The 21694-nt window shown below is 49.0% G+C and carries 17 protein-coding genes and 1 riboswitch; of the genes, 4 read left to right on the top strand and 13 right to left on the bottom strand.

Annotation, left to right across the window (positions count from 1 at the left end; all coding sequences use genetic code 11):
- Positions 1 to 221 precede the first annotated feature (221 nt).
- The 3 genes from Psfp_RS16125 to Psfp_RS16135 are packed head-to-tail and all read right to left on the bottom strand — an operon-like array spanning position 222 to position 3196.
- Positions 222 to 1529 (bottom strand): TRAP transporter large permease, encoded by a 1308-nt coding sequence (locus Psfp_RS16125; RefSeq protein WP_134219567.1) that lies wholly within the window; start codon positions 1527 to 1529, stop codon positions 222 to 224.
- Between the two features lie 3 nt (positions 1530 to 1532).
- Entirely contained in the window at positions 1533 to 2084 is a 552-nt protein-coding gene (locus Psfp_RS16130; RefSeq protein WP_134219568.1) for a TRAP transporter small permease, read from the bottom strand.
- A 20-nt stretch (positions 2085 to 2104) separates the two neighbouring features.
- Positions 2105 to 3196, bottom strand: a complete 1092-nt coding sequence (locus Psfp_RS16135; RefSeq protein WP_243120728.1) for a TRAP transporter substrate-binding protein — start codon at positions 3194 to 3196, stop codon at positions 2105 to 2107.
- 419 nt (positions 3197 to 3615) lie between these two features.
- Here Psfp_RS16135 and Psfp_RS16140 point away from each other — a divergent pair, with 419 nt between their 5' ends.
- A complete protein-coding gene (locus Psfp_RS16140) occupies positions 3616 to 4806 on the top strand; it encodes a Xaa-Pro peptidase family protein (RefSeq protein ID WP_134219569.1) in 1191 nt (396 codons plus the stop codon).
- 198 nt (positions 4807 to 5004) lie between these two features.
- On the opposite strand, the gene Psfp_RS16145 is transcribed toward Psfp_RS16140, so the two are convergent.
- The 8 genes from Psfp_RS16145 to Psfp_RS16180 form a co-directional block, all read right to left on the bottom strand.
- Positions 5005 to 6636, bottom strand: a complete 1632-nt coding sequence (locus Psfp_RS16145; protein ID WP_190258649.1) for a long-chain fatty acid--CoA ligase — start codon at positions 6634 to 6636, stop codon at positions 5005 to 5007.
- A 200-nt stretch (positions 6637 to 6836) separates the two neighbouring features.
- Entirely contained in the window at positions 6837 to 8306 is a 1470-nt protein-coding gene (locus tag Psfp_RS16150) for an MATE family efflux transporter (RefSeq protein WP_243120729.1), read from the bottom strand.
- A gap of 139 nt (positions 8307 to 8445) precedes the next feature.
- Positions 8446 to 9585 (bottom strand): DUF2087 domain-containing protein, encoded by a 1140-nt coding sequence (locus Psfp_RS16155; RefSeq protein ID WP_134219571.1) that lies wholly within the window; start codon positions 9583 to 9585, stop codon positions 8446 to 8448.
- A 284-nt stretch (positions 9586 to 9869) separates the two neighbouring features.
- Positions 9870 to 11129, bottom strand: a complete 1260-nt coding sequence (locus tag Psfp_RS16160) for a heme ABC transporter ATP-binding protein (protein ID WP_134219572.1) — start codon at positions 11127 to 11129, stop codon at positions 9870 to 9872.
- 41 nt (positions 11130 to 11170) lie between these two features.
- Positions 11171 to 12223, bottom strand: a complete 1053-nt coding sequence (locus Psfp_RS16165; RefSeq protein WP_134219573.1) for an iron chelate uptake ABC transporter family permease subunit — start codon at positions 12221 to 12223, stop codon at positions 11171 to 11173.
- 13 nt (positions 12224 to 12236) lie between these two features.
- Positions 12237 to 13199, bottom strand: coding sequence for a cobalamin-binding protein (locus tag Psfp_RS16170; protein ID WP_134219574.1), 963 nt, complete (start codon positions 13197 to 13199; stop codon positions 12237 to 12239).
- A gap of 46 nt (positions 13200 to 13245) precedes the next feature.
- On the bottom strand, positions 13246 to 14028 hold the full coding sequence (locus Psfp_RS16175; protein ID WP_134219575.1) for an adenosylcobinamide amidohydrolase: 783 nt from the start codon (positions 14026 to 14028) through the stop codon (positions 13246 to 13248).
- A 339-nt stretch (positions 14029 to 14367) separates the two neighbouring features.
- The gene (locus Psfp_RS16180) at positions 14368 to 14967 is read right to left on the bottom strand and encodes a TetR/AcrR family transcriptional regulator (RefSeq protein WP_134219576.1); all 600 of its coding nucleotides are present in this window, start codon (positions 14965 to 14967) and stop codon (positions 14368 to 14370) included.
- Positions 14968 to 15090: 123 nt separating this feature from the next.
- On the opposite strand from Psfp_RS16180, the gene abc-f reads away from it, so the two are divergent.
- A complete protein-coding gene (gene abc-f / locus Psfp_RS16185; RefSeq protein WP_134219577.1) occupies positions 15091 to 16998 on the top strand; it encodes a ribosomal protection-like ABC-F family protein in 1908 nt (635 codons plus the stop codon).
- Between the two features lie 47 nt (positions 16999 to 17045).
- Here abc-f and Psfp_RS16190 read toward each other — a convergent pair whose 3' ends face one another.
- A complete protein-coding gene (locus tag Psfp_RS16190; RefSeq protein ID WP_134219578.1) occupies positions 17046 to 17723 on the bottom strand; it encodes an MBL fold metallo-hydrolase in 678 nt (225 codons plus the stop codon).
- 244 nt (positions 17724 to 17967) lie between these two features.
- On the opposite strand from Psfp_RS16190, the gene Psfp_RS16195 reads away from it, so the two are divergent.
- Both Psfp_RS16195 and Psfp_RS16200 read left to right on the top strand, forming a co-directional pair.
- On the top strand, positions 17968 to 19038 hold the full coding sequence (locus tag Psfp_RS16195; protein WP_134219579.1) for an AbrB family transcriptional regulator: 1071 nt from the start codon (positions 17968 to 17970) through the stop codon (positions 19036 to 19038).
- A 465-nt stretch (positions 19039 to 19503) separates the two neighbouring features.
- Positions 19504 to 19592, bottom strand: a riboswitch (cyclic di-GMP riboswitch).
- 221 nt (positions 19593 to 19813) lie between these two features.
- Positions 19814 to 20797 (top strand): bile acid:sodium symporter family protein, encoded by a 984-nt coding sequence (locus Psfp_RS16200; protein WP_134219580.1) that lies wholly within the window; start codon positions 19814 to 19816, stop codon positions 20795 to 20797.
- A gap of 181 nt (positions 20798 to 20978) precedes the next feature.
- Here the strand turns inward: Psfp_RS16200 and Psfp_RS16205 are convergent, their stop codons facing one another.
- Entirely contained in the window at positions 20979 to 21680 is a 702-nt protein-coding gene (locus Psfp_RS16205) for an NAD(P)H-dependent oxidoreductase (RefSeq protein WP_134219581.1), read from the bottom strand.
- Positions 21681 to 21694 lie beyond the last annotated feature (14 nt).

The following is a 21694-nucleotide window of genomic DNA, read 5'->3' on the forward strand; positions in this document are numbered from 1 at the left end:
TTCCTTTTTCCCCATAGCACCTACCGACATCGGCGGTTCCGTTCAATCAAATTATCTGAAGCCCTACGTAGCCTCTGCTTACATGGGGTTTCTTTTTTGGGCTTCAGATAATTTGCTATTCATTATGATAACAAATGAAACCTGTTCGTTTAACCGTAAAAAAACCGGGTAAATCCGTCATTGCGGACCTACCCGGCAGTATTTACAACATATTTTTTTCACTATGAAACCATATTGGGTAAAAAAGTAACAATCTGCGGGAAGACCAGTAATATAGCCAAACATATGATGATCGCCCACAGATAAGGCCATATACCCTTAAAAATTACTTCCAGGGGTATCTCGGGAACGATCCCTTTGAGAATATAAACGTTCATGCCCACCGGCGGTGTAATGACGCCCATGGCCACCACCAAAACAATGATCACTCCGAACCAGATAGGGTCGTAGCCAAGTGTATTGATCGCAATAGGATAAAAGATGGGTATGGTCAGCAGAATCATGGCCAGCGCGTCGATAAAACATCCCAGAATCAAATAGATCAGCAAGATAATTGCCATCACGGCAAAAGGCGGCAGGGGGAGGGCGCCGGCCCATTGCGCCACCTCAAAGGGAAGCCTGCTGATCGCCATGAGGCGGCCGAAAATCATGGCCCCGGCTATCAGCAGCATAATCATGGCGGTGGTCCGCGTAGCGTCCATCAAAGACTTTTGAAAACCTTCCCGGGTGATGCTCCTTTTCAGGAGAGCCACACCCAAGACGCCTGCCGCGCCTACAGCGCCCGCTTCCGTAGGAGTGAACCAGCCGGCAAACAGACCGCCCATGGAGACAGCAAAGATCACCAGGACCTCGCCCAGTCCCCCGCGCAGCGCCTCTAACTTTTCTTTCCAATCCGCTTTGGGGCCGGGAGGCGCCAGATCCGGGTTGCGGCCTGCCACTAGATAGATGACACCCATGTATAGCAGCATTAGGAGGATGCCGGGCACTATACCGGCGATAAAAAGCCTGCCGATGGATTGTTCCGTCGCCATGCCGTAAACGATAAAAATGACACTTGGCGGAATCAGGACCCCCAGGACTCCGCCGGCGGCGACACTGGCCGTAGCCAGCGATGGATCATATTTGTACTTTTTCATCTCCGGCAAGGCAATGGCGCCGATGGTCGCCGCCGTAGCTGTGTTTGAACCGCAGATGGCGCCAAAAACAGCACAGGCTGCCTGAGTGGCTATGGCCAGACCGCCTGGATAGTGCCCGATCAATTTATAAGCAAAAACAAACAACCTGGAGCCGATACCTGAATAATAGGCCAAAAACCCCATCCAGACGAACATGGCGATAACGCCCAGCGAATACGAAGAAAATGTGGAGTAGATTTCCTTGGTTACCATGCTGAAGGCCGCAGCCGGTGAGGCCAGGTAACCAAACCCGGCAAACCCCACCAGGGCCATGGCATAGGCTATAGGTACACGTAAAATCAAAAGCCCAAAAAAACCGATGATGCTGAGTAAACCAATGCTGAGTGGACTCATTTATCAACTTGCCGCCTTCTGTATAGTTTCAATCGCCCTGACCTTAGGCGTACCAAATGACACAGCAGAAGGCGAAAATAGCTTCCGGCAAGCCCCCACTGTCCTGACCAGCAATACCAGGGAAAGCGCCAGCAGGCCAAAGTCGACGAGATAGATGAAAGGATAGACCGGCGTCTGGGTCGTAGGGGAAGCTACGCCGGTAACCGCCATCCTGTTGGCGTAAATACCGGTTTGCCAGACACAAAGGCCCCAGAAAGACAAGGACAGCAAACCCGTCACCATATCTACCGCCGCCTGCATTTTTAACGGCAGGCGGTCGACCACAAAATCCACCGCGATGTGGCCGCTCTGGACCGCGCAGTAGGCTAAAGACAGCCCAATCATCACTGCAGTTAAAAAGGTCACATAATCAATAGTTCCCACAATGGGACTTTTGAAGATAGCGCGCAGCAGGATATTGCCCACAATCAGCGCCATGATCGCTACCAGGCACAACCCGGCTATTTGGTCCAGCAACCGGCTCAGTCCCGTTACCAAACCTGTAAACTTGTTCATTTGAAGTACCTCCGGTAACCTTATTTATATTCCTTATTGTACTTTTCGGCCAGCGCTTTCACTGTATCCAAAGCCTGCTGGCCCGGCAATCCCTTTTGATTCATACCGGCGACAAACTCGTCCTGGATCGGTTTAACGGCTGCTATCCACTTGTTTGCTTCTTCTTCCGAAAGCTTGATTTCTTTCATGCCCTTTTCTTGCACGGCATATTTCAAGGCAGCTTCGTTTTGTTTGTCCCATAAACCGACGGCCACCTCTTCAAAGTACTTTTTATTGACCTCTTCAATCGCCTCCTGGTTCTCCGGGGACAGGGAGTTCCACTTATCAAGGTTCATGGTGATAAAGAACAGGGTGTTATACAAAAACGGCGTCCTGGTCAAGTATTCGGTGACCTCGGCATTCTTCCAGCCCTGCAGTACCTCAACGGGACCAAGGTTGCCCTTGACGACCCCTTTTGATAGGGCTTCATAGGCTTCGGACTGGGGCATGGCCACGGGATTTGCTCCTAATGCTTTGAGAGTTTTAGCGCTCAACCCGGTAGCTCTCACATCCAGTCCCTGCAGGTCTTGCAGGCTACGAACCGGCACTTTTGTAAACAAGTCGCCAGGTCCGGTGGTAAAGACCATCATGAGCTTGGTATCCTGGATTTCTTTGGGGTTGATTTGCTTAACCCCTTCCCAGGCGACCAAACTTGCTACCTTGGAGTTGTTATATATAACACCAGGCAATTCGAAAGCCTCAAGCACCGGGAAACGGCCGCGGGTATAAGAGAAACAGGACAGACCCAGGTCAGCGACACTACTGACCACCCCGTCATAGATCCCATCCGCCTTGAGCAGGGTTTCACCGGGGTAACTGGTTACTATCACCTGGCCGCCGGTAGCTTCCTCAATGGCTTTTGCCCAGGGTTGGATTAACTGTGTTTCAGCCGGGTGGGTGCTGGGAAAGAAATGGGCCAGTTTAAGTTCTACAGTCCCTTGTTTTTTAACCTGCTCCGTGGACGAACAAGCAGTCACAGCAACAACCATCAACAATAACAGCGATATGAATAATAGCTTTTTCTTCGTCCTTACCACTTCCCTGCAATGATGCCAACTACAAAATCCTTTCAATTCTTAAATTACCTCCTTTTCTTATTTGAAAAACAAAAAAACTCCCGTAGGAGTTTAGTTCAAAGATCGATAAAGCCCCTCTTCAACCATAGGAGCAATACCTGAGAGCGAAAATACTGCAGACACATCCACAAGGAAATGCCCGGTAAACCCGCGCCCACTTTTACCTACCGTCCTACTGTTCTACTTCTTAACTGTCTTGCCGTTCCTAACCATTCTGCCATACTAGCTGTTCTACATAAATATTGATATTCGGCAGCTTTAAAATATTTCCTTCCGGCAACAAAATCTTTTTTGTTATTAATTTCTTTCTTTTATCTTCAGCCACTAAAATTTAACCATAATCAATTATTTTTGCAAGAACCTTTTTTTTGATTTATACTTTCTTACAGGACAACTTTTTACCAGGAGGGCACAACATGACTGAGCAAAAACAAACTTCCTGCACACCCAGGGAGGAACTTTACGAAAGGATTGGGAAATTCCAGGAACGCCTGCGTAAAGCCGGTATTCAGGCAGCCCTGGTCGTGCAAAAAGCCGACTTGTTTTATTTCAGCGGCACCTGCCAGGATGCCCATCTCTTGATTCCAACCCAGGGAGAACCTCTTTTGATGGTCAGAAAAAGCTATGAAAGAGCGCTTGAGGATAGCGCCCTGGAAAAGATTATTGCCGTGCGGAGCTTCAAAGATATTGGCAGCAACATAGCCGGCATGCTCACCGGCAATGGCAAAATAGGGATGGAGTTGGATGTTTTGCCGGTCAATCTTTTTTCCAGGTATAAAAAGATGCTTGAGCCGCTGGAAATTGTTGATGTGTCGGGGGTAATCCGAGAGATCAGGATGATTAAGACCCCGTATGAGATAGACTGTCTAAGAGACGCCGCCAGTCTGACCGCTGAAATGTTCGCAGAGATTCCTAATTTTATAGAAGAAGGCATGACCGAAATAGAGCTGTCGGGAAAAATTGAACTGTTCCTGAGAGTCAGGGGAAACCAGTACCCCCGCATAAGGGCCTTTAACCAGGAGCTCTCCATCCACATTTTGTCGGGGTGGAACGCGGCCTATCCCAGTTATTTTGACGGGCCGACCGGCGGCAGTGGAGTCAATTCTTCTTCACCTATTGGCTCCGGCTATAAAAAAATCGGCCGCAACGAACCCATCCTGATTGATTACGGTCCTGTTCTCAATGGGTATATGGTGGACCATACCAGGATTTATTCTTTCGGGCCATTATCTGACAAATTGATGGAAGCCCATAACACCGCCCTCGAAATCAAACGCAGGATTGCCAGAGAAGCAAAGCCCGGCCTTGACGGCAAAGACCTGTATGATATTGCCATTGGCATGGCGGAGCAGTCAGGTTTTGCCCAACATTTCATGGGCTATGGTGTTAGTTTCATCGGACACGGGGTCGGGTTGGAACTGGACGAACTGCCAGTCATAGCCAGAAATTATTCGATCAAGATGCAGCCGGGCATGACTATAGCGCTGGAACCAAAGTTCATCTTCCCGGATGAAGGAACGGTAGGCATTGAAGACACCTTTTTGGTGACGGAAAACGGCCTGGAGCCGTTCATCCCCGCGCTTGACGACGCAATTCAGATACTGTAAGGATACGACAGGAGACGTTTCTCTGTCGCAAATTTAATTGGGATTTCTGAATCCTAAAAAAATGCAGGTGGTTACATCAGATACCCAAGTGCGGCGTTGCGCGCCGTGTGCGATTGAAATCGCACCTTGTATTGCTGAGTTTCCAGCATAAATTTTTATGCAAAATGAGACAGAGGACGCCCCCTGTCTCATTTGTGTCTACGATTGTTTTCGCTTTGCTTCATCTAGGACCCTTAAAGCCTTGCGGTCGGGCTTGCCCAGGGGTGTCCTCGGCAGCTGGCCGATAAATTCCAGTATTTTCGGCGCCTTGTAAGGAGCCAACCGCTCCCGGCAGTAAGTAATCAGTTCCTGCTCAGTCGCGCTTTCGCCGGGCTTTAAGATCACATATGACTTGACCGTCTCACCCCGTTTTTCGTCCGGAACGCCTATTGTGCAAGCCTCCAGGACCTTGGGATTGGTGTACAGAACTTCATCAATCTCCCTGGGGTATACGTTGAAGCCGCTGCAAAGTAGTACATCTTTTTTCCTGTCGACAATAAAGATATAACCATCCTCGTCCATATAACCAATATCTCCCGTGTACAGCCAGCCATCCCGCAGGACACAGGCGGTCTCTTCCGGGTTATTCCAATAACCGGACACTGCTTGCGGTGTCTTAAAAATCATTTCTCCAGGCTCACCGGCCGGCATATCTTTTGTCCCTGTCTCCACATCTACGATACGGACATCTACATTGGGCATGGGCACACCCACACTGCCAGGCTTGTGGACCCCATTGACAGGGTTGTATGCAATCCCATACGGGACTTCGGACAGGCCGAACCCCTCAATAATAGGAGCCCCGGACAGTTCCTCAAACTTCCTCAAAATCTCTAAGGCCAGGGGCGACCCTCCGCTTAGTACTTCTTTTACAGACCTGATTTTTGACTTGCCGGTATCGGGGTGGTTAATAATACCGTGGATCATCGCGGGGACCGCCGCCCAGATGTTTGGCTGATGCTGATTGATTGCCGCCAGAATATTATCCGTTGTGGGCTGAGTCACCAGGACTATGGTCCCGGCTGAAAAAAGGGACAAATCTATATTGCAAGCCCTGCCGTAAGAGTGATACAGGGGGATGGTGGCCAGGGTCCGGATTTGGCCGGAGGGGATCCCGGCGCCATACCAGATGCCGACTTGTTTCGCGGCGACGGCCATATTGGCATGGGTGATCATGCAGCCTTTGGGAATCCCGGTAGTCCCGCCCGTATACTGCAGCACCGCGAGGTCCTCCGGCTCGACAACGATATCCGGTTCCAGGTCTGCGCTTTCCGCTAACAGCGTATCAAATCCGTATGTCTCAGGCATACTCTCCAAATTGCTGCCGGCTCCGGGGTCAGGCACGATGATTATTCTCTTAACCCGGGTGCTTCCCGCATTCCGGATTTTAATCACCTTATCGGCAAAAGAAGCCCTTACCGCCACGGTCTCAGTACCACTGTCCTTGAACTGGCCGGTAAGCTCGTGAACGGTAAACTGGGGGTTGGTCGGTACGGCGATCGCTCCTATTTTGTAGCAGGCCAGTAGTATAAGCGGGTATTGGGGGATGTTGGGCATCATCAGGGTCACCCGGTCACCCTTTTTTACCCCCAGCCGCAGCAGTCCGTTGGCCAACCTGCGGGCCAAAGAGTTGCACTCCTGGTAGGAGAGTTTTTCGTCTTGATATATCAGAAATGGTTTGTCCGGATGGCTCTTGGCATTACGGTTGAATAGTTCATTTGGTAATGGTATTGGATAAATTAATGTTTTGGGTACCTCTTTGTCATAAAAGGCATACCAGGGTCTCTCCACTTCTGTCATCTCCTTATGGGTCAAGTTTAAAATTATGGCGCGCTTTGCCGAATACAGCACGCCATAATTATACAACTTTTCATTTGCCCGTTCACTACCAAATTACTACACAAAATTACTATGCGGTAGTTCCGTATGACACGAGCTGCACCAACAGAAGCTGAAAGATTTTAAGGCACCCCGTGATATCATTTTCCCCATTAATGGATCAGACGCGTAATGCTCTTTTTCTTCCACGACCACCGGTAGTAAGCATATTGTAAAGCCAGGCTGACCAGGAATGCCGCCGGATAACCGATCCATATGCCTTGGATGCCCAAACTGCTAAAGTGGGACAACCAGTAGGCCACAGGGACCTCGACAAACCAGATGGAAATCACACTGAACACCGTCGGCCACAGCACCGTTCCACTCGCGCGCATCGTTGCTGTTATAATCTGCGCATGGCCAAAAATCAAATAGCTCCATAAAGTGATCATGAGGAGACTATGGGCGATATCAAGTGTGTTTTGGCTCGTTATGAACCAGGACAAAATGTTTTTAGAAAACAGGTAGATCAGCAGGATTAAAACTCCACCGATAACGTAGTTGAGCAAGACCCCCGTCCGGATCACATCTTTGAGCCGGTCAAGCCGGTTGGCCCCGATCGACTGGGAGGCGAATATTGAAACTGCCATGCCGAGACTTACCGCCGGCATCTGCACATAACTTGCAACCTGGTTTACAGCGCCATAAGCCGCGGTGGCATCGGAGCCAAAACCATTGACAAAGGAAATAACAGCAATTTCAGAAAGCGACACCAGGATCATGTTGACACTTGATGGGATGCCGAGACGCAGCAGCAGCTTCAACAAGCCGAAATCCATCCGCAAGCGCTGCCGTACGGACGTGTCAAATTGTAATGGATGTCTGGTTTTGTTGAGATAAAGGAGCATCAAAACAAACGTAATTACAATAGATATCACTGCCGCATACGCCGCGCCGTATATTCCGAACTCCGGCAGGCCCAGCCACCCGAAAATCAGGAATGGCAACAGGAACAGGTTCAGCACGGTACTCACGATAAGAAAGTAAAACGGCGTCTTGGAGTCCCCTGTACCGCGTATGAAGGTCGTGTAGGCAAAATACAAAAACATGAACGGCATTGACCAAAACAAGATTCGCGCGTAGCGGACACTAACGGCAATAATATTGGACGGAGTTCCAATCAAACTCAGTATATCCCAGGTGTATATGCCGCCAATTACCGCCAGCGCCAGTCCGAGCAGGAAGGTGAATGTGAGCGTTGTCCCGACGACTGCCTTCATCCGCTCCTCATTTCGCGCGCCATATGCCTGCCCAATCAGGATTGAACTGCCTGCCCCAATGCCAATGACGAAGGAAACGACCAAAAAGAATAGCGGAAAGAAGGCGGAAATTGCGGCTAATGCTTCAACGCCGAGCCACCTGCCGACAACAATGCTGCCGGCCAGCTGGCCCACCGACTGCAGCGCGTTACTGAGAATCAGCGGGACCAGAAAAACAAGCATTGAACGCCAGACCTGTTGACTGCCTAAATGTTGCTGAGAATTAATGACCGCCTTGCTTATTTCTGGCGGCGATTTCAGCATTGAAGAAGTATTTTTGAGAGTTTCCTCCATAGTTGTTTGCTCCCCTTTGAATTCCAACATTTATTTTTCCCCTAAATTCTTATTCTGATTTTTCTTAATTGTGGCAGTGGATCGCAAAAAGTCCACAACCACTTGCTATACCTGGGTTGCGGACTTTTAAGAATCTGTCCCAAGCGCATTAGGCAATTTAATGCCTGGCTTATTTTCTTTTATCTGGTTGGTTATAGCCGCGCTCGCCAAATGGCTGCAGCTTTTCAATCCACTTTGTCTTCAGCTTTTTCAACTCATCCGCTTTATCGAAGAAGCCGTCCGACTTTTCTTCCAACACCTCAAGCACTTCAAACACAAAGGCATCTTCTCCAAATTGATTCCAATCCTCTTGAAGCTGTCTGTTTTTATATCCTCCACTACGCAGCAACATGAGCTTTCCAGTCTTCATTTTCAGGTTGGGTATGGAATCCACAAACACCTTCTGATTCTTTAGGTTTCTGATCTGGAAAACCCCGCCCTGGGTTTTCATTTCCTTATATTGTTGCTTCAATTCTTTTTTACGATCCATATTCTCTTCCTCCATCTCAGGTAAACCCTCTTTTAACCAATACCGGCTCCCGTCCGGTTTTCTGTCGATAAATCCATACTCGATTAAATACCTGCGTAAAGTTACAAAATCCTCATGGGCAGTTTTGAGTATTTCGTTAACCTCTTTCTCATTGTAAAATTTTTCATCTTCGAATCTCTTGGTTATTTCCCTGAGGACAATCAGTTTGTTTTTTTCTTTCATGTCCAAAGTCTTCAATAGACCATCCGTACCTTCCGGAAAGTACGTCTTAAGGACTTTCTCGCGTTCTTCCTGCGTAATATTGTAACGGTCATCGATCATCCCGGCCGTTTTATGTGGAGGTAAATAGCCCGGTGAACGCTTATTCTTATCCTTCAAGAGTTCCATCAAAGCCAGAAATACTTTTGCCTGGCGTTCTTTCTCCTTTAATACAAAACGGTGATTGCGGATGGTGGAAGCGCTGCCGATGCCCATTTCCTTTTGAACTTCTCCATCGCTTTTCCCTTGATAAAAAAGCTGCAGAAGGCTTTTCTGGTGATCGGTAAGACCGGTGATTCGTTTGTCCAGCTGAACCAGATACTCAAACACCGAGCCATGGGCCTCCTCTATATGAACACGGATGTACCTCCCTGCTTCATACAGTATGCCTTCCCCGGGGTAGATCATCCCCTTCTCAATCTTTTTACCACAGATAAGGCATATATATTGAGCCTCTTCTTCTATATATCCCTTTTTGAGCTCCTCCGGTGAAGCACTCCAAAACCGATCTGATATTTTCATTTACAAACACAACCTTATTATGATTGTTTAATTGCAAACATTTTAATGTATTGTTTGTTGTTTGTCAACTACTGCAAGAGGTATCTGTAAAATAAAAAAATCCAGATTCCGATTAGTGGAGTGCTGGATTTTAGTACCGCTATCGCGGCGCCACGTATCATGAAAATACCGGCCGATGCAGGCGCCGTTTCAATCGCACAACGGCGCGCCAGCGCCACACTTGTAGGCACTAATGTAACTTTTGTGCGAATAAATTCGCACCATTTTAAAGAAAGCCCGGAACGTTACTTTAACAAGGAAAGCGTTTCAAGAATAGCCGTCGCATCCTGGTTAACAACCGCGCCTTTGTTCTTCAGCTCGTTGTAGAGCAGCACGGCCTGGCCTCCGGTGTAATCCCGCTCCTCAATTTTTTGTTCCTCCATCAAAAGCACCGGTTTACCCCAGTCAAGGGCAAGTATAACCGCTTCCAGGTTCTTGATATTGCCACGGCCAAAGGGAATGCTGGCCATGACACAGACATCTGCATTTTTAATAAGCTCCAGGTTCTCTTTATGGCTTCGTTCTGTGATCGAACTGAAAGGAGCTTCTTCCACCGTCTTCAGCTCTAAAGACCTGGCCGTTTCCCAATCAATATCGCCGGTGTTGAGCACGCCGGCTGTCACATCGTAACCACAGTTTGCCAACTGCTCAAGCAGAGACGCGCCAGCCCCGCCGCCGCAAACCACGTGAACCCGCTTACCCTCCGCTGCGGCGCCCTGCAGGCCCCGGGCCAGAAGCATAACGGCAGGCCGGCCGGTGACAGGGTGCTTTCTGATTATAACGCTTGTCCCGTAGACTTCTTTGATGTGATCAACTGTTAATACTTTTTCCGGTTTCCCCATAATATAAATCCGGCCTTTTTGCATCAGGAGCAAGCTGTCGCAGTACTGGCCGGCCAGGTTTAAGTCGTGGAAGACCACCACAACGGTTGCATGTTCCTCCCGGTTCAACCGCTTTAGCAGATTCAAGATTTCGACCTGGTGGTTGATGTCCAGGTGGGAAGTGGGTTCGTCCAGCAAAATTATTTCCGGTTCCTGGGCCAAAGCCTTGGCTACAATTACCCTTTGCCGCTCGCCGCCGCTGATGGCGGTGATCGGCCGGCGGGCCAGGTGACGCGTGTTGGTCAGTTCCATCACACGGTTGACCAGCGCAAAATCTTTTTCACTTTCCCCCTGAAAGCGGCCCAGGTGAGGTGACCGGCCCATCATGATTATTTCTTCGACGGTAAAAGAAAAATTAACTGCCGTTTCCTGGGGCACCACGGCCATTTTTTTGGCCACTTCACGGGCATGAAGCTCGTAAAGGTCCCGATCATCCAGCAACACGGCGCCACCGGTAGGTTTAAGCACACGGCTGATGGAGCGTAAAAGGGTCGACTTGCCGGAGCCGTTGGGACCAATGATCCCGGTAAAACTTCCTCTGGCAAATGAAAAGGTCAAACCGTCCAGAACCCTGGTTGCGCCGTAGGAACATGCGAGATCGATTATTCTTAGGGTTACCGCCACTTTCTTACCTCCAGTGTCATGCGCCGCCTGGCCACCCGCTGTCAAAACCCGGCAGATCCTTTTTTACGCAACAGGTAAATAAAAAAGGGCCCCCCGCACAATGCCGTAATAACGCCTACCGGTATTTCTTCAGGAGCCGCAGCCACGCGGGCCAGAGCGTCTGCGGCGACCAAAAATATAGCGCCGGTGAGAATAGACGCGGGGAGGAGTACACGGTGGTCGGGTCCTACCAGAAGACGAACGGCATGGGGGATGATCAGGCCCACAAAACCGATCACGCCGCTGACGGCCACAGCGGACGCCGCCGCCAAAGTCGCGGCTCCCAGCATGATTTGTTTCAGGCGCTCCACATCTATCCCCAGGTGTTGCGCGGGTTCCTCTCCCAGGAGCATCACGTTCAAGTGCCGGGCAAAGACGTACATCAGGGTAAAACTGACCACAGAGTAGGGCAACAAAACCAGAACGTAGTCCCAGCCGCGGCCGGCAAGGCCCCCCATCAGCCAAAAGATGACCTGGTGAATATTCTCGCCGCTCGTGATCATTGCGTATGAGGTCAAAGCCGAAAGAAACGAGCCCACCGCGATGCCGGCCAGGAGCAGGGTTGACATCGGCGCCCGGTTCCCCACCCTGGCCAATCCGTATACTAATATAGCTGTCACCGCCGCTCCCAGAAAAGCGAAAACAGGAATTGTATAGATCCCCAGGGCACTGGCTCCCAGGCCAAAAAGCATCGCTGCCGTGGCGCCCAGGGCGGCGCCGGAGGAAATGCCGAGGATATAAGGGTCTCCCATGGGGTTTTGCAGGAGTCCCTGGAGCACCACCCCGGAAGCGGCAAGCCCGGCGCCAACCAGCACTGCAAGACACACCCGCGCCAGTCTCATCTGAAGGACAATCGTTTCAAAGCTATCCGGCCAATCCCCACGGGGAATGCAGCTGCCCAACACGGGGGCCTTGCGCAGAAGCATCAACAAAACATCACCGGGGCTGATCGGCGCCGGGCCGATGGTCGTGCACAGGATGACGGTTACGCCCAATACCAGCAGCAAGGCGCTGTTGATAGCCCTCCAACGCCAAACCCGACCCTGAGGATCCAAGAGCAAAGCCCCCTTATAACTGTTTGTCAAAAAGCTCCGGATGAATGGACTTGGCCACAAGTTCAAGGCTTTCCACCACGCGCGGTCCAGTGCGCGTAACAATGTCTTGATCTGGCAGGAATTCCACCCGGTTATTTTTGATCGCTTCGACCTTTTCCCAGCCAATCCGTCCTTTTATTTGCTCTGCCGTCAGTAGTGAGGCGCCGTGGTAACAAAAGATGATTACTTGCGGATTGTGTGACAGAACCATCTCAGGACTAAAGGTCACCCAGTCCTGATCTACGTCGCCGGCGATATTCTTACCGCCCGCCGTGACGATCAGACTGTTGATAAAACTTTTGGCGCCGCCCGTAGTGAGTGGATCGGGCCATATTTCAAAAAAGACATCAGGTTTCTTATCATCAGGCAGGTCCCTTACCTTGGCGTGGACCATATTAATCCGCTGCTCCATGTCTGAGGCCAGGTTGTCCGCCTCAGTGGCCGCGCCGGTGATCCGCCCGATAAGCTTGATTGTTTCCACCACCTGCGCAAGGTTCAAAGGATTGGTGGCAACCACGGTCAGGCCGGCCTTTTCCAACAGGGGGATATATTCTTTATGAATATTCGTCGCCAGGACCAGGTCCGGCTGCGCGGCTACGATCAACTCCGAGTTGGGAGTACTGAAGCCACCGATTTTGGGCTTGGCCAGGGCTTCGGCCGGGTAATCACAATATTCAGTAACCCCTACCAGCTTATCCCCCAAACCCAGGGCAAAAAGGGTCTCAGTAGTGGCGGGAACAAGTGAGACGATCCGTTGCGGCGCCTTGTTGATAGTCACCTGCCTGCCCAGGTCATCAGTTACGGTCATGGGGAAACCAGAACCGCTTGCAATAGGTTCAGCCTTCCCGCAGCCCTGCAGCAAAACCGCCACAACCAGCGCCAACAAAACACAACAGGCAGCTTTAAAAGTCAACCTGCTCTTTTTTTCTATCACCATTTCACCCTCCTGTGGTACCGGGTACCTAACTTATTAACTTACTGAGTTATGTCCTGTCAGATTCTTCGGCCGCCCTCGTCAGGTAGCGGCGCAATGCCTGCGACAACCCCTGGCGGACCCCGCGCGCGAGCAGGTAACCCGCCAGGGTCCCTGGTCCGGCATAAGGTGCGGCCGGTGTTTGAGCGGCCCCGGCAATCACCAGCGCGTCAGTGGTCGTCCCGCTGGCGTAGGCGCCGGTGTCCGGGCATTTAATCCCGAGTTCGCGCAGCGTTTGGGTCTTCGCTTCCGTTGCTGTCTGCACGGCGTTGACCAGGGCGCCGGGCGACAGGGCATGGGACAAAAAAGCCATGATGTTAATCGTTCCCGGGTTTGGGGTCACAGTGTCCAGCAGGCAATCCGGCGTAATGCCTGCGGCGCAGGCATTACTGACACCGGCAGAAACTATCACCAGCGCTTGACATCCCTGTTTTGAAAGCCGTACCCAACAAGCGTCACTGACCCGAGCCGCAGTCATAAGCGCCAACCACTGCCCGCTATCCGAGGCATGGTATTCTGGAAACGTGTCAGCCAAAAAAGACGCCGCCTCATCCGCCGGGTGGGCAGTGTGGTAACCGGGCTCAACCTGCCGGTTGACAAAATACCGTTTTGGCCCCAGGCCGCCACCGACTACCGCGGAACTGATACTGACCCAAGGCGCCCCGGCGTCAACGAAGATAGTTTGAGGTCCCAACATGGCGCGCAGGCCAAGCCCGGGGCTAATCCACCGCCCGGACTCAGGAAGCAGGTATTCAACGGTAGTTTGCTCTTCAGGCGTCAAGCTTGCTCCCATCCTCTCAAATGAAAACTGATGATGGCTCGAACAGCCACTTATTATGTAGTATTATCCTTAATGGGAAGAAATCCCTGCCGAAGAAAGATCATATGTGGGAATGCAGAGTAAAATCTTTTTGACGAAAGGATTCAACCATTCTGCCTGTGAACATTTAATTAGAATTTAACTTTTATGCAAATGAAATTTTCATTTGCAAAACACCAAGCATTCATGTTAGTCTAAATGCAAACAAATCAGCATTATGTTTACCGCTTTCAAGCTAAGTAAGGGCAAGCAGAATATAACAAATCCAGATTTCCACTAGTGGAAATCTGGATTCGACTTGGTTGCTGGAAGCTAAACAGGCTTCGTTAATCCCTCCGAAATATAATCGATAATTACGTCCATAATTTTAGGGAACAAATCACTGCCAAACTTCTCCTTGTACAAGCGAAGCATCATAATGGCACGCATGACCCCGTTAATCACTTCCGGATCTTGTTCTTTCAGTACACCCCGCTCGATTAAAGCCTGAACGAAAACAATCCCCTTTTTATCATTATCCTGCGCAAAGTCATCAACAAGATGCTTGGGTAATTTACGGATAATGCGTTCATGTTCGCCATCTTCAAACCACTGCTGCAGCAAAGGGTTTTCATCGGCCATTTGAAAAGCCATATGAAAGAAGGAAGAGATCAATTCCTTGGGGGGCAGATTTTTCCGCAGGTGCTCCCCTATTAACCGGTTTGAAATCTCTTCCTGGTTTTGCAGGATCACATAAAAGAGTTCTTCTTTTGAGGTGAAAAATTTATAAAAAGAACCCTTGCTAATCCCACAGGCCTGCACCAGGTCGTCGATACTCGTCTTAGAGAGGCCATACTGAATAAAAAGCTCTTTACCTTTGGTCAAGAGGCACTGCCTTATTTGTTCCTTTTCATTTTCATTGAATTTAGACATTCCCAATCTCCTTTTAATTGAATTGGTGAATAGTTGTTGACTTTTAGTCACGTAGTTCTTATAATTATCATACCAGCTAATTTGAAAAATGTAAAGGTTTAATCCATTGAAAGAGGAATAAAAATGAGTCTGTTAGTGCTTGAGAATATCGTCAAAGAATATAGAAATCAATGCGTATTAAATGGTGTGAGCTTAAGGGTTGAAAGAGGAGAGCGGGTGGCGCTGGTAGGTCCTAACGGGGCCGGTAAAACCACGCTGCTTAATATTGCCATGGGGCTTGAGCATAGTGATAGAGGAAGCGCCGTCACAGCACGTAATATCAAGGTGGGACATCTCAGTCAGGATTTAAAGGATATTGAAACCACTGATAATAAAACAGATACCGCTCTTCATTATGAAAAAGTTTATAGACTGGAGAGAAAGCTCAGGGAACTGGAAAAACAAATGGACGAACAGAGCAAAAACTCAGGCTCGTCTTTGTATAAGAGTTTATTGGATGAGTATGCAAAACTGATTACCAGGTACGAGGCCATGGATGGGTATACAGTTGAAACGAAAATAAGGAAAATACTGCTTGGCCTTGGCCTGCGCCAGGAGACTCTCAGTACTCCGCTCAACAGGATGAGCGGAGGAGAAAGAATGCGTGTCGCGATTGCCCGGATTCTTTTAGAGGAACCGGACCTTTTGATACTTGACGAGCCTACCAATCATCTTGATATCCAATCAACTGAATGGTTTGAAAGCTTTCTTAAAAATTTTAAAGGCGGCATACTCTTCGTATCCCATGATCGTTATTTTCTTGATCGGGTAGCAACAAGAGTCGCTGAGCTTGAAAAAGGCAGCATTTCCGTGAGAAGCGGCAACTATTCGAACTATCTTGCGCATAAAAAACAGTTGAGCCAGTTTGTAGCAAATGAGCAAAGACGCTTAAGATGGACGATAAGAAACACGAATGAAATAGTGCAGGGGCTTAAGAGCAAGGGCAAGTCAAAGGCATCAAAGAGCAGGGAAAAGGAGATCAAAAAGCTTAATGACGAGCTGCGCAAAAGCCTTGGAGCGCTGAAAAAACAGGAGCATCTGCGCAAGGCAGACGGCCCAAAAATTAGATTTAAAAAAATAAGGCATGTCAGCAAGGAAATCGCGTGGGCCGACAACTTGAGGAAATCCTTTGGAGACGTAACCCTGTTCTCAGGCGCCAGCTTTCACATCAGAGGCGGGGAAAGGGTAGGTATAATCGGCCCCAATGGATGCGGTAAGACAACACTTGTCAATTTGCTGCTTGGCAATGACCAGAACTATGAAGGCTTACTGAGGCTTGGCGGATGGGTCAAATACTCCTACATGGGACAGGAAGTATTATTTGAAAATGATCAGCTGACAATGCTTCAGCTTATATTATCCAAAAGGGAAATTCAAGAGAGGGAAGCCAGGGACTACCTGGCGCGGTTTCAATTTTATGGTGATGAGGTTGATAAAAGCATACAGGTTTTAAGCGGTGGAGAACGTGTAAGGCTTTATCTTGCATGTGTAATGCTTGAGGATGCAGACTGCCTGATCCTTGATGAACCTACAAACCATCTTGACATGCCGGCCAGGGATGCGGTTGAAGCCGCGTTAAAGGAATTTAAGGGCACCATTATAGCAGTTACCCACGACAGATACTACCTGACGCATTGTGTCGGAAAAATATTTGAAATCGAAAATGGAAAGATAACTACCTACGAAGGCAACTATGATTTCTACAAAAAGGTCAAATACGGCATTGATGAGGAGAATACCGAAAAGAAAGAGTCTAAACCGGCTGAACGCTCAAGCAAAAATACTATCAACAAAAAACCTGCCGTCACTAAAAGCGAAAGCCTGGAAAAGCAAAGGCAGGAAATTGAGGATCAAATTATGGATCTTGAGGATAAGATCAAAGAGATGGAAGCCCTATTTGATATATCAACCCCCAGGGAAAAGTATAATGAATATGGTGAATTATTGAATGAAGTCGAACGGCTTTATAGTAAGTGGAATGCCCTGATATAGAATCCCTTGAAAATAACATAAACTAACTCGCATGTTTTTGCACCAAGTTAATACTGCTTGAGATAATATTCGATGTTGCTTTTTACCTGGGAAGCCGGTTTGTATACACCGAAATGCCCTTCGCAAAGGATGTCGGCTTTCAGTTCAAGAAGCCTCTGCATTGATTTTCTCCACTGATCCATATCCGACCCCCAGGACGGGTCAAAGGGGCCGTGAATGTCCTGGCCAAATAAAATCCTGGTTCCTTTTAAATCCAGATACGGGCTGATTCCACCGGGGGTATGCCCGGGAGTGAAGGGACAATAGAGCGCCACATCCCCCACGAACAGGTCCGGACATTCACCACTCAGTACTACATCAACCGTTACCGGCTGATATTTTACACCGTAGTACCTTGCCCCCGTCAGTTCGGACCTGCCTTCGGCAACAGCCCCTCTTTCCAGCTCATGGCACACCACTTTTGCTCCCTTAGACTGAAAGTAACGAAGCCCCCCGATGTGGTCAATATGCCCGTGGGTAGCCACCACATACTTTAATAATGCAGGGTCAAGGCCAAGGCTCCGGATATTTTCTAAAATTGCTCCGCATGAGTCGCCAACCCCGGCGTCCACCAGAGCAAGCTCGTCCCCTCCATCCACCAGGTATACACAGCAATCTCGCTCATCGGTTATCTCCGGCCCCCCAACCATGTAGACACGATGAAAGATTTTAAAAGGCTTCCGCATTCTTGCCCAACCCCCTGACCGTGGCCTTATATGCAGCGCAATCACATCAGTCCGCAGTATGACATCATTTTATCCATATAATTCGCCGCCCAATATTGTATAATTAATTATACAAACAATAAGGCTCCTTTACCAGCAATAACGGCTGTCTTATGGGCTTTATATCATTATCACTGCATCGAAAAGGCAACGTAGACCTGTGCCAATCCAAATATTTTAGCGCAGACAGTAAAGAGGTATCCTAATGTTGTTGCGATTTGTGGAAACATTGTTGCTTTCTCTAACCGGCGGGCTGCTATTCCGCCTGTTGCACTTGCCCTTACCGTGGTTGTTAGGGCCTTTAACAGCCTCCATGATTTGGAACCTGATTGCCAAAAGAAACTTATTTTGGCCAATAGAACTTCGCAACTCCGGGCTGATCATCCTTGGTTATATGCTGGGTAGTTCGTTCACCGTTGAGGCAGGCCTGCAAATCATCAAACAACTTCCCGCCATGACGTTTGCGACCTCGTCAATAATCCTGTTTAGTCTCTTAGTCGGATATATTACCTACCGCCGTACGGGGATAAGCCTTGCAACCGCCATAATTGGGAGTGTTCCCGGCGGACTGACACAGATGGTGGTCTTAAGTGAAGAGATTGCGGATACGGATCTAACGGTTGTCACTTTTATGCAGACCCTGCGCTTGCTGTCGACGGTTTTTATTGTACCCTTCGTTGTCATCCACGGGTTGGCCGGGGACGGCCATCAGACCGTTGCCGCCAATGTTCCAGCAGTTTACAACAGCGTAATCCATACACCCTGGAATGCCTTATTATTTGCCGGCGTGGTCCTCCTTGCCGCGTGGGCTGCGGTAAGGCTCAACCTGCCCACCCCTTTCCTGCTGGGGCCTCTGATTGGCGCCGCCGCATTGGTCCTCACCGGTTTCCAGGCGCCGGACACACCGTCGTTCCTTGTTTTTATCTCACAGCTATGTATCGGTACGTATCTGGGGCTAACCATCAACCCGACCAGTCTTGAAAATTGGAAAAAGCTGGTGCCATACGCCATTGGAGGGAGTATCTCGGTGGTATTCTTCTCCCTGGGAGTTGGTTACCTGTTGACGCGCCTGCACTCTTTAGATTTAATAAGCGCTTTCCTGGGCACGTCTCCCGGCGGTATGGGGGAAATGGGATTAACGGCGGTCCTGGTCCGTGCCAATGTCTCCCTGGTGACCGCGTATCAAATGTTCCGCCTCTTATTTATCCTATTTGTCATACCCTTCATATTAAAGTGGCGTTTCGGGAGCGTTCTATTAAAAAGAAAAAGTGTTTGACAACCTGTTATTCAAGAGAATTCTCTATTTTAAAGAGAAAAGCCACTCTCTTTGCATCAGAGTGGCTTTTTGCTTTTCAAATGTCAGGGGACGGTTATTTTGACATGCTGCGTTCCTAACAATTTCTTCCAATCATATTCGGCATACTAAACGCCAAATAAATAGTCATATTTCCACAAAACCAAAGAATAGATGAGCAGAAGCACTATTAGCCTAAGAAATTGCTTTTTTAAAGGCCAATTCAGAAAACTGGTTTTAAGTTCATACTCTCCTTTATTCAATGGATTCGATATAATTGGACTTCTTAAATTAGCATTTTGTACAATATTTTGGGTTCCAGAAAAACTAGGCAAATTCAAAATGAAAAAAGTTAATACATATACCAGACGATTTAATCTAAGCATAATAAGACCCCCTTAAGTATGTTTTGCAAACCATACCTTGGAGGAATTTTAAGGTATGATCTTTAGCAACCAGGCTATCGTATCGCTCTGCAGCGACTTAGATCCTTGGCTTTGCGTCCCTGCTTTTCAGCAAGTTTGCCCTTCAAGTCCATATATATGCTTTTTACTGATTATATGGCTAAAATGACTTCCTTGTCAAGCATTGTCGTACAGATGTGGTTTTGGTCGACTTTCATTTTACATGACTGCCGTCCTTGAAAATATTTCATGCTTTTTTACGACAAATCCCAAAGGATTAAGTAACCTACTGTAGAAGTTATTTAGCTTGGCATAAAACCAACCGACAATATATGCAAAAGAGGTCGCCATACATGCTGGAAATATTTGCCCGTTGTAACAGCTGGCTGTCACAGCACATGTTTTTTGTGGTGCTGTCCGCCCTGCTGTTCGGCTTCACTTCACCCTTACCGCAGGCGCCGCTTTTGAACACAATAGCAGTGGTCCTGTTTGCCTATATGACTTTCGTCACTGCCCTGGAAACCAACTACAAAAGCTTTTTCCACGTGCTTACCAGACCCTGGGTCACCCTCTGGATGCTGTTGCTGATTCACGGTGTAATGCCCCTGGTGGCATGGCTGATCGGGCTGTTGTTCTACCCGCAAAGCGAATTAACGCGCCTGGGCTTTTTAATCGGAGCGTCCGTCCCGATAGGAGTTACTTCCGTCATCTGGACCTCGATAACAAGGGGGGATGTGTCCCAAGCCCTGGTAGCAGTTACTGCGGATACACTGATCAGCCCCTTATTGCTGCCTGTGTTTATCTTACTGGTGGCCGGGCAAACGGTGCACGTTTATTACGGCCAGATGATGATGGAGCTGTTATTGATGGTGACTATCCCCAGTTTTCTGGGTATGGCGGTAAATGCTTGGACTCACGGCAGTCTGGCCGGATTTACCCGTTCTGCCGGGGGTTTCACTTCCAAACTGGCTCTCTTCGGGGTGATCTTAATTAACGCCAGCGCCATAGCTCCCGAAATCAACTGGAATTCATCGCTGCTAAAAATGCTCCTGACCATCCTGTTCATATCGGTAAGCGGCTACTACCTTGGTTACGCGGGCTCATACGCCTTAAAGGAGCGTCGCAGGGACACGGTGGCCACCATGGTCTACAACGTGGGTATGCGCAACATCAGTTTCGGTTCGGTGCTGGCGGTAACATATTTCCCGCCCGCCGTTGCAATTCCGGTAACCCTGGCCATGCTCTATCAGCAACCCCTGGCTGCCGTGGTATCATATTTGTTCCACCGTTTCGACCGCCTTAGTATGACAAAGGGACGGACAAAGGGACGGGGTTGATGATATACTTTAAGGGAACTGCAAATTTATGACAGGGGATGACAAGGGGACGGGGTAGTTGTCACATATACCCGTTAAAATAAACGGCTAAACTGTCTTAGGCGGCAATAAAAACATTACATGCTAACCTCATAATGCCACAGTTCGTAGAATGGGATTGAACTTATATGGGAAGCATCTTTCACTTTAATTTACAGCTATTGGGTTCTACCCACCAGTTATAATCGTCATATGGTTTACGCAGTCGGGCAATTTCATTTCTGGTTGCGATAAAACGTTGTTTTATCTCCGCCAGAGTCCGGTTGTGCTCTGCTACTCCCTCAGGGGAATAACGGGTTTGCCCTGCGTTTGAAAAGTCCACGGCAAACCCGCCGGGCACAGCTTCAAGACTCCCCTTAGCACCGCACATCACGCATCGTACCTGCCCAGCCGGCGAAATTTGCAATAGACCGCTACCGCAGTTTCGGCAATTGATCACTCCCGGCAGGGTGCTGTCCTCCGGAGACGAACAGATGAGCCGGCCTGCCATTTCTCTTGCCTCAGCCAACACGTCTGCCCGTATTACCTCTCCAGGCATCGCGGCTTGCACAAGCATGTTGCCGACAACCTTAAGATGCAGAAAGCGGGCAAAATTGTTTACCGCTTCCCGAGCATAGCCTTCCCAACCCAGCACACCGTAGCTTACTGCTGTCACACACGGTTTACCGGCAAAATCATCACCGTTCGCCTGAACTGAGAGAAGCCGGTCATTGACAGTCTTGATACTGGTATGCGGGCCCAGGGTATAACAGGCAGTAGAGATGACCACAGCATCAGCTGCCTTTATTTTTTCTAGTAAGAATCCAAGATCGTCCTTTACAACGCAGTTATTTTCACTCGGCAAGCAGGCATATCGAT

Origin of the sequence: Pelotomaculum sp. FP (assembly GCF_004369245.1) — a bacterium.
GTDB classification, from domain to species: Bacteria; Bacillota; Desulfotomaculia; order Desulfotomaculales; family Pelotomaculaceae; genus Pelotomaculum_C; species Pelotomaculum_C schinkii.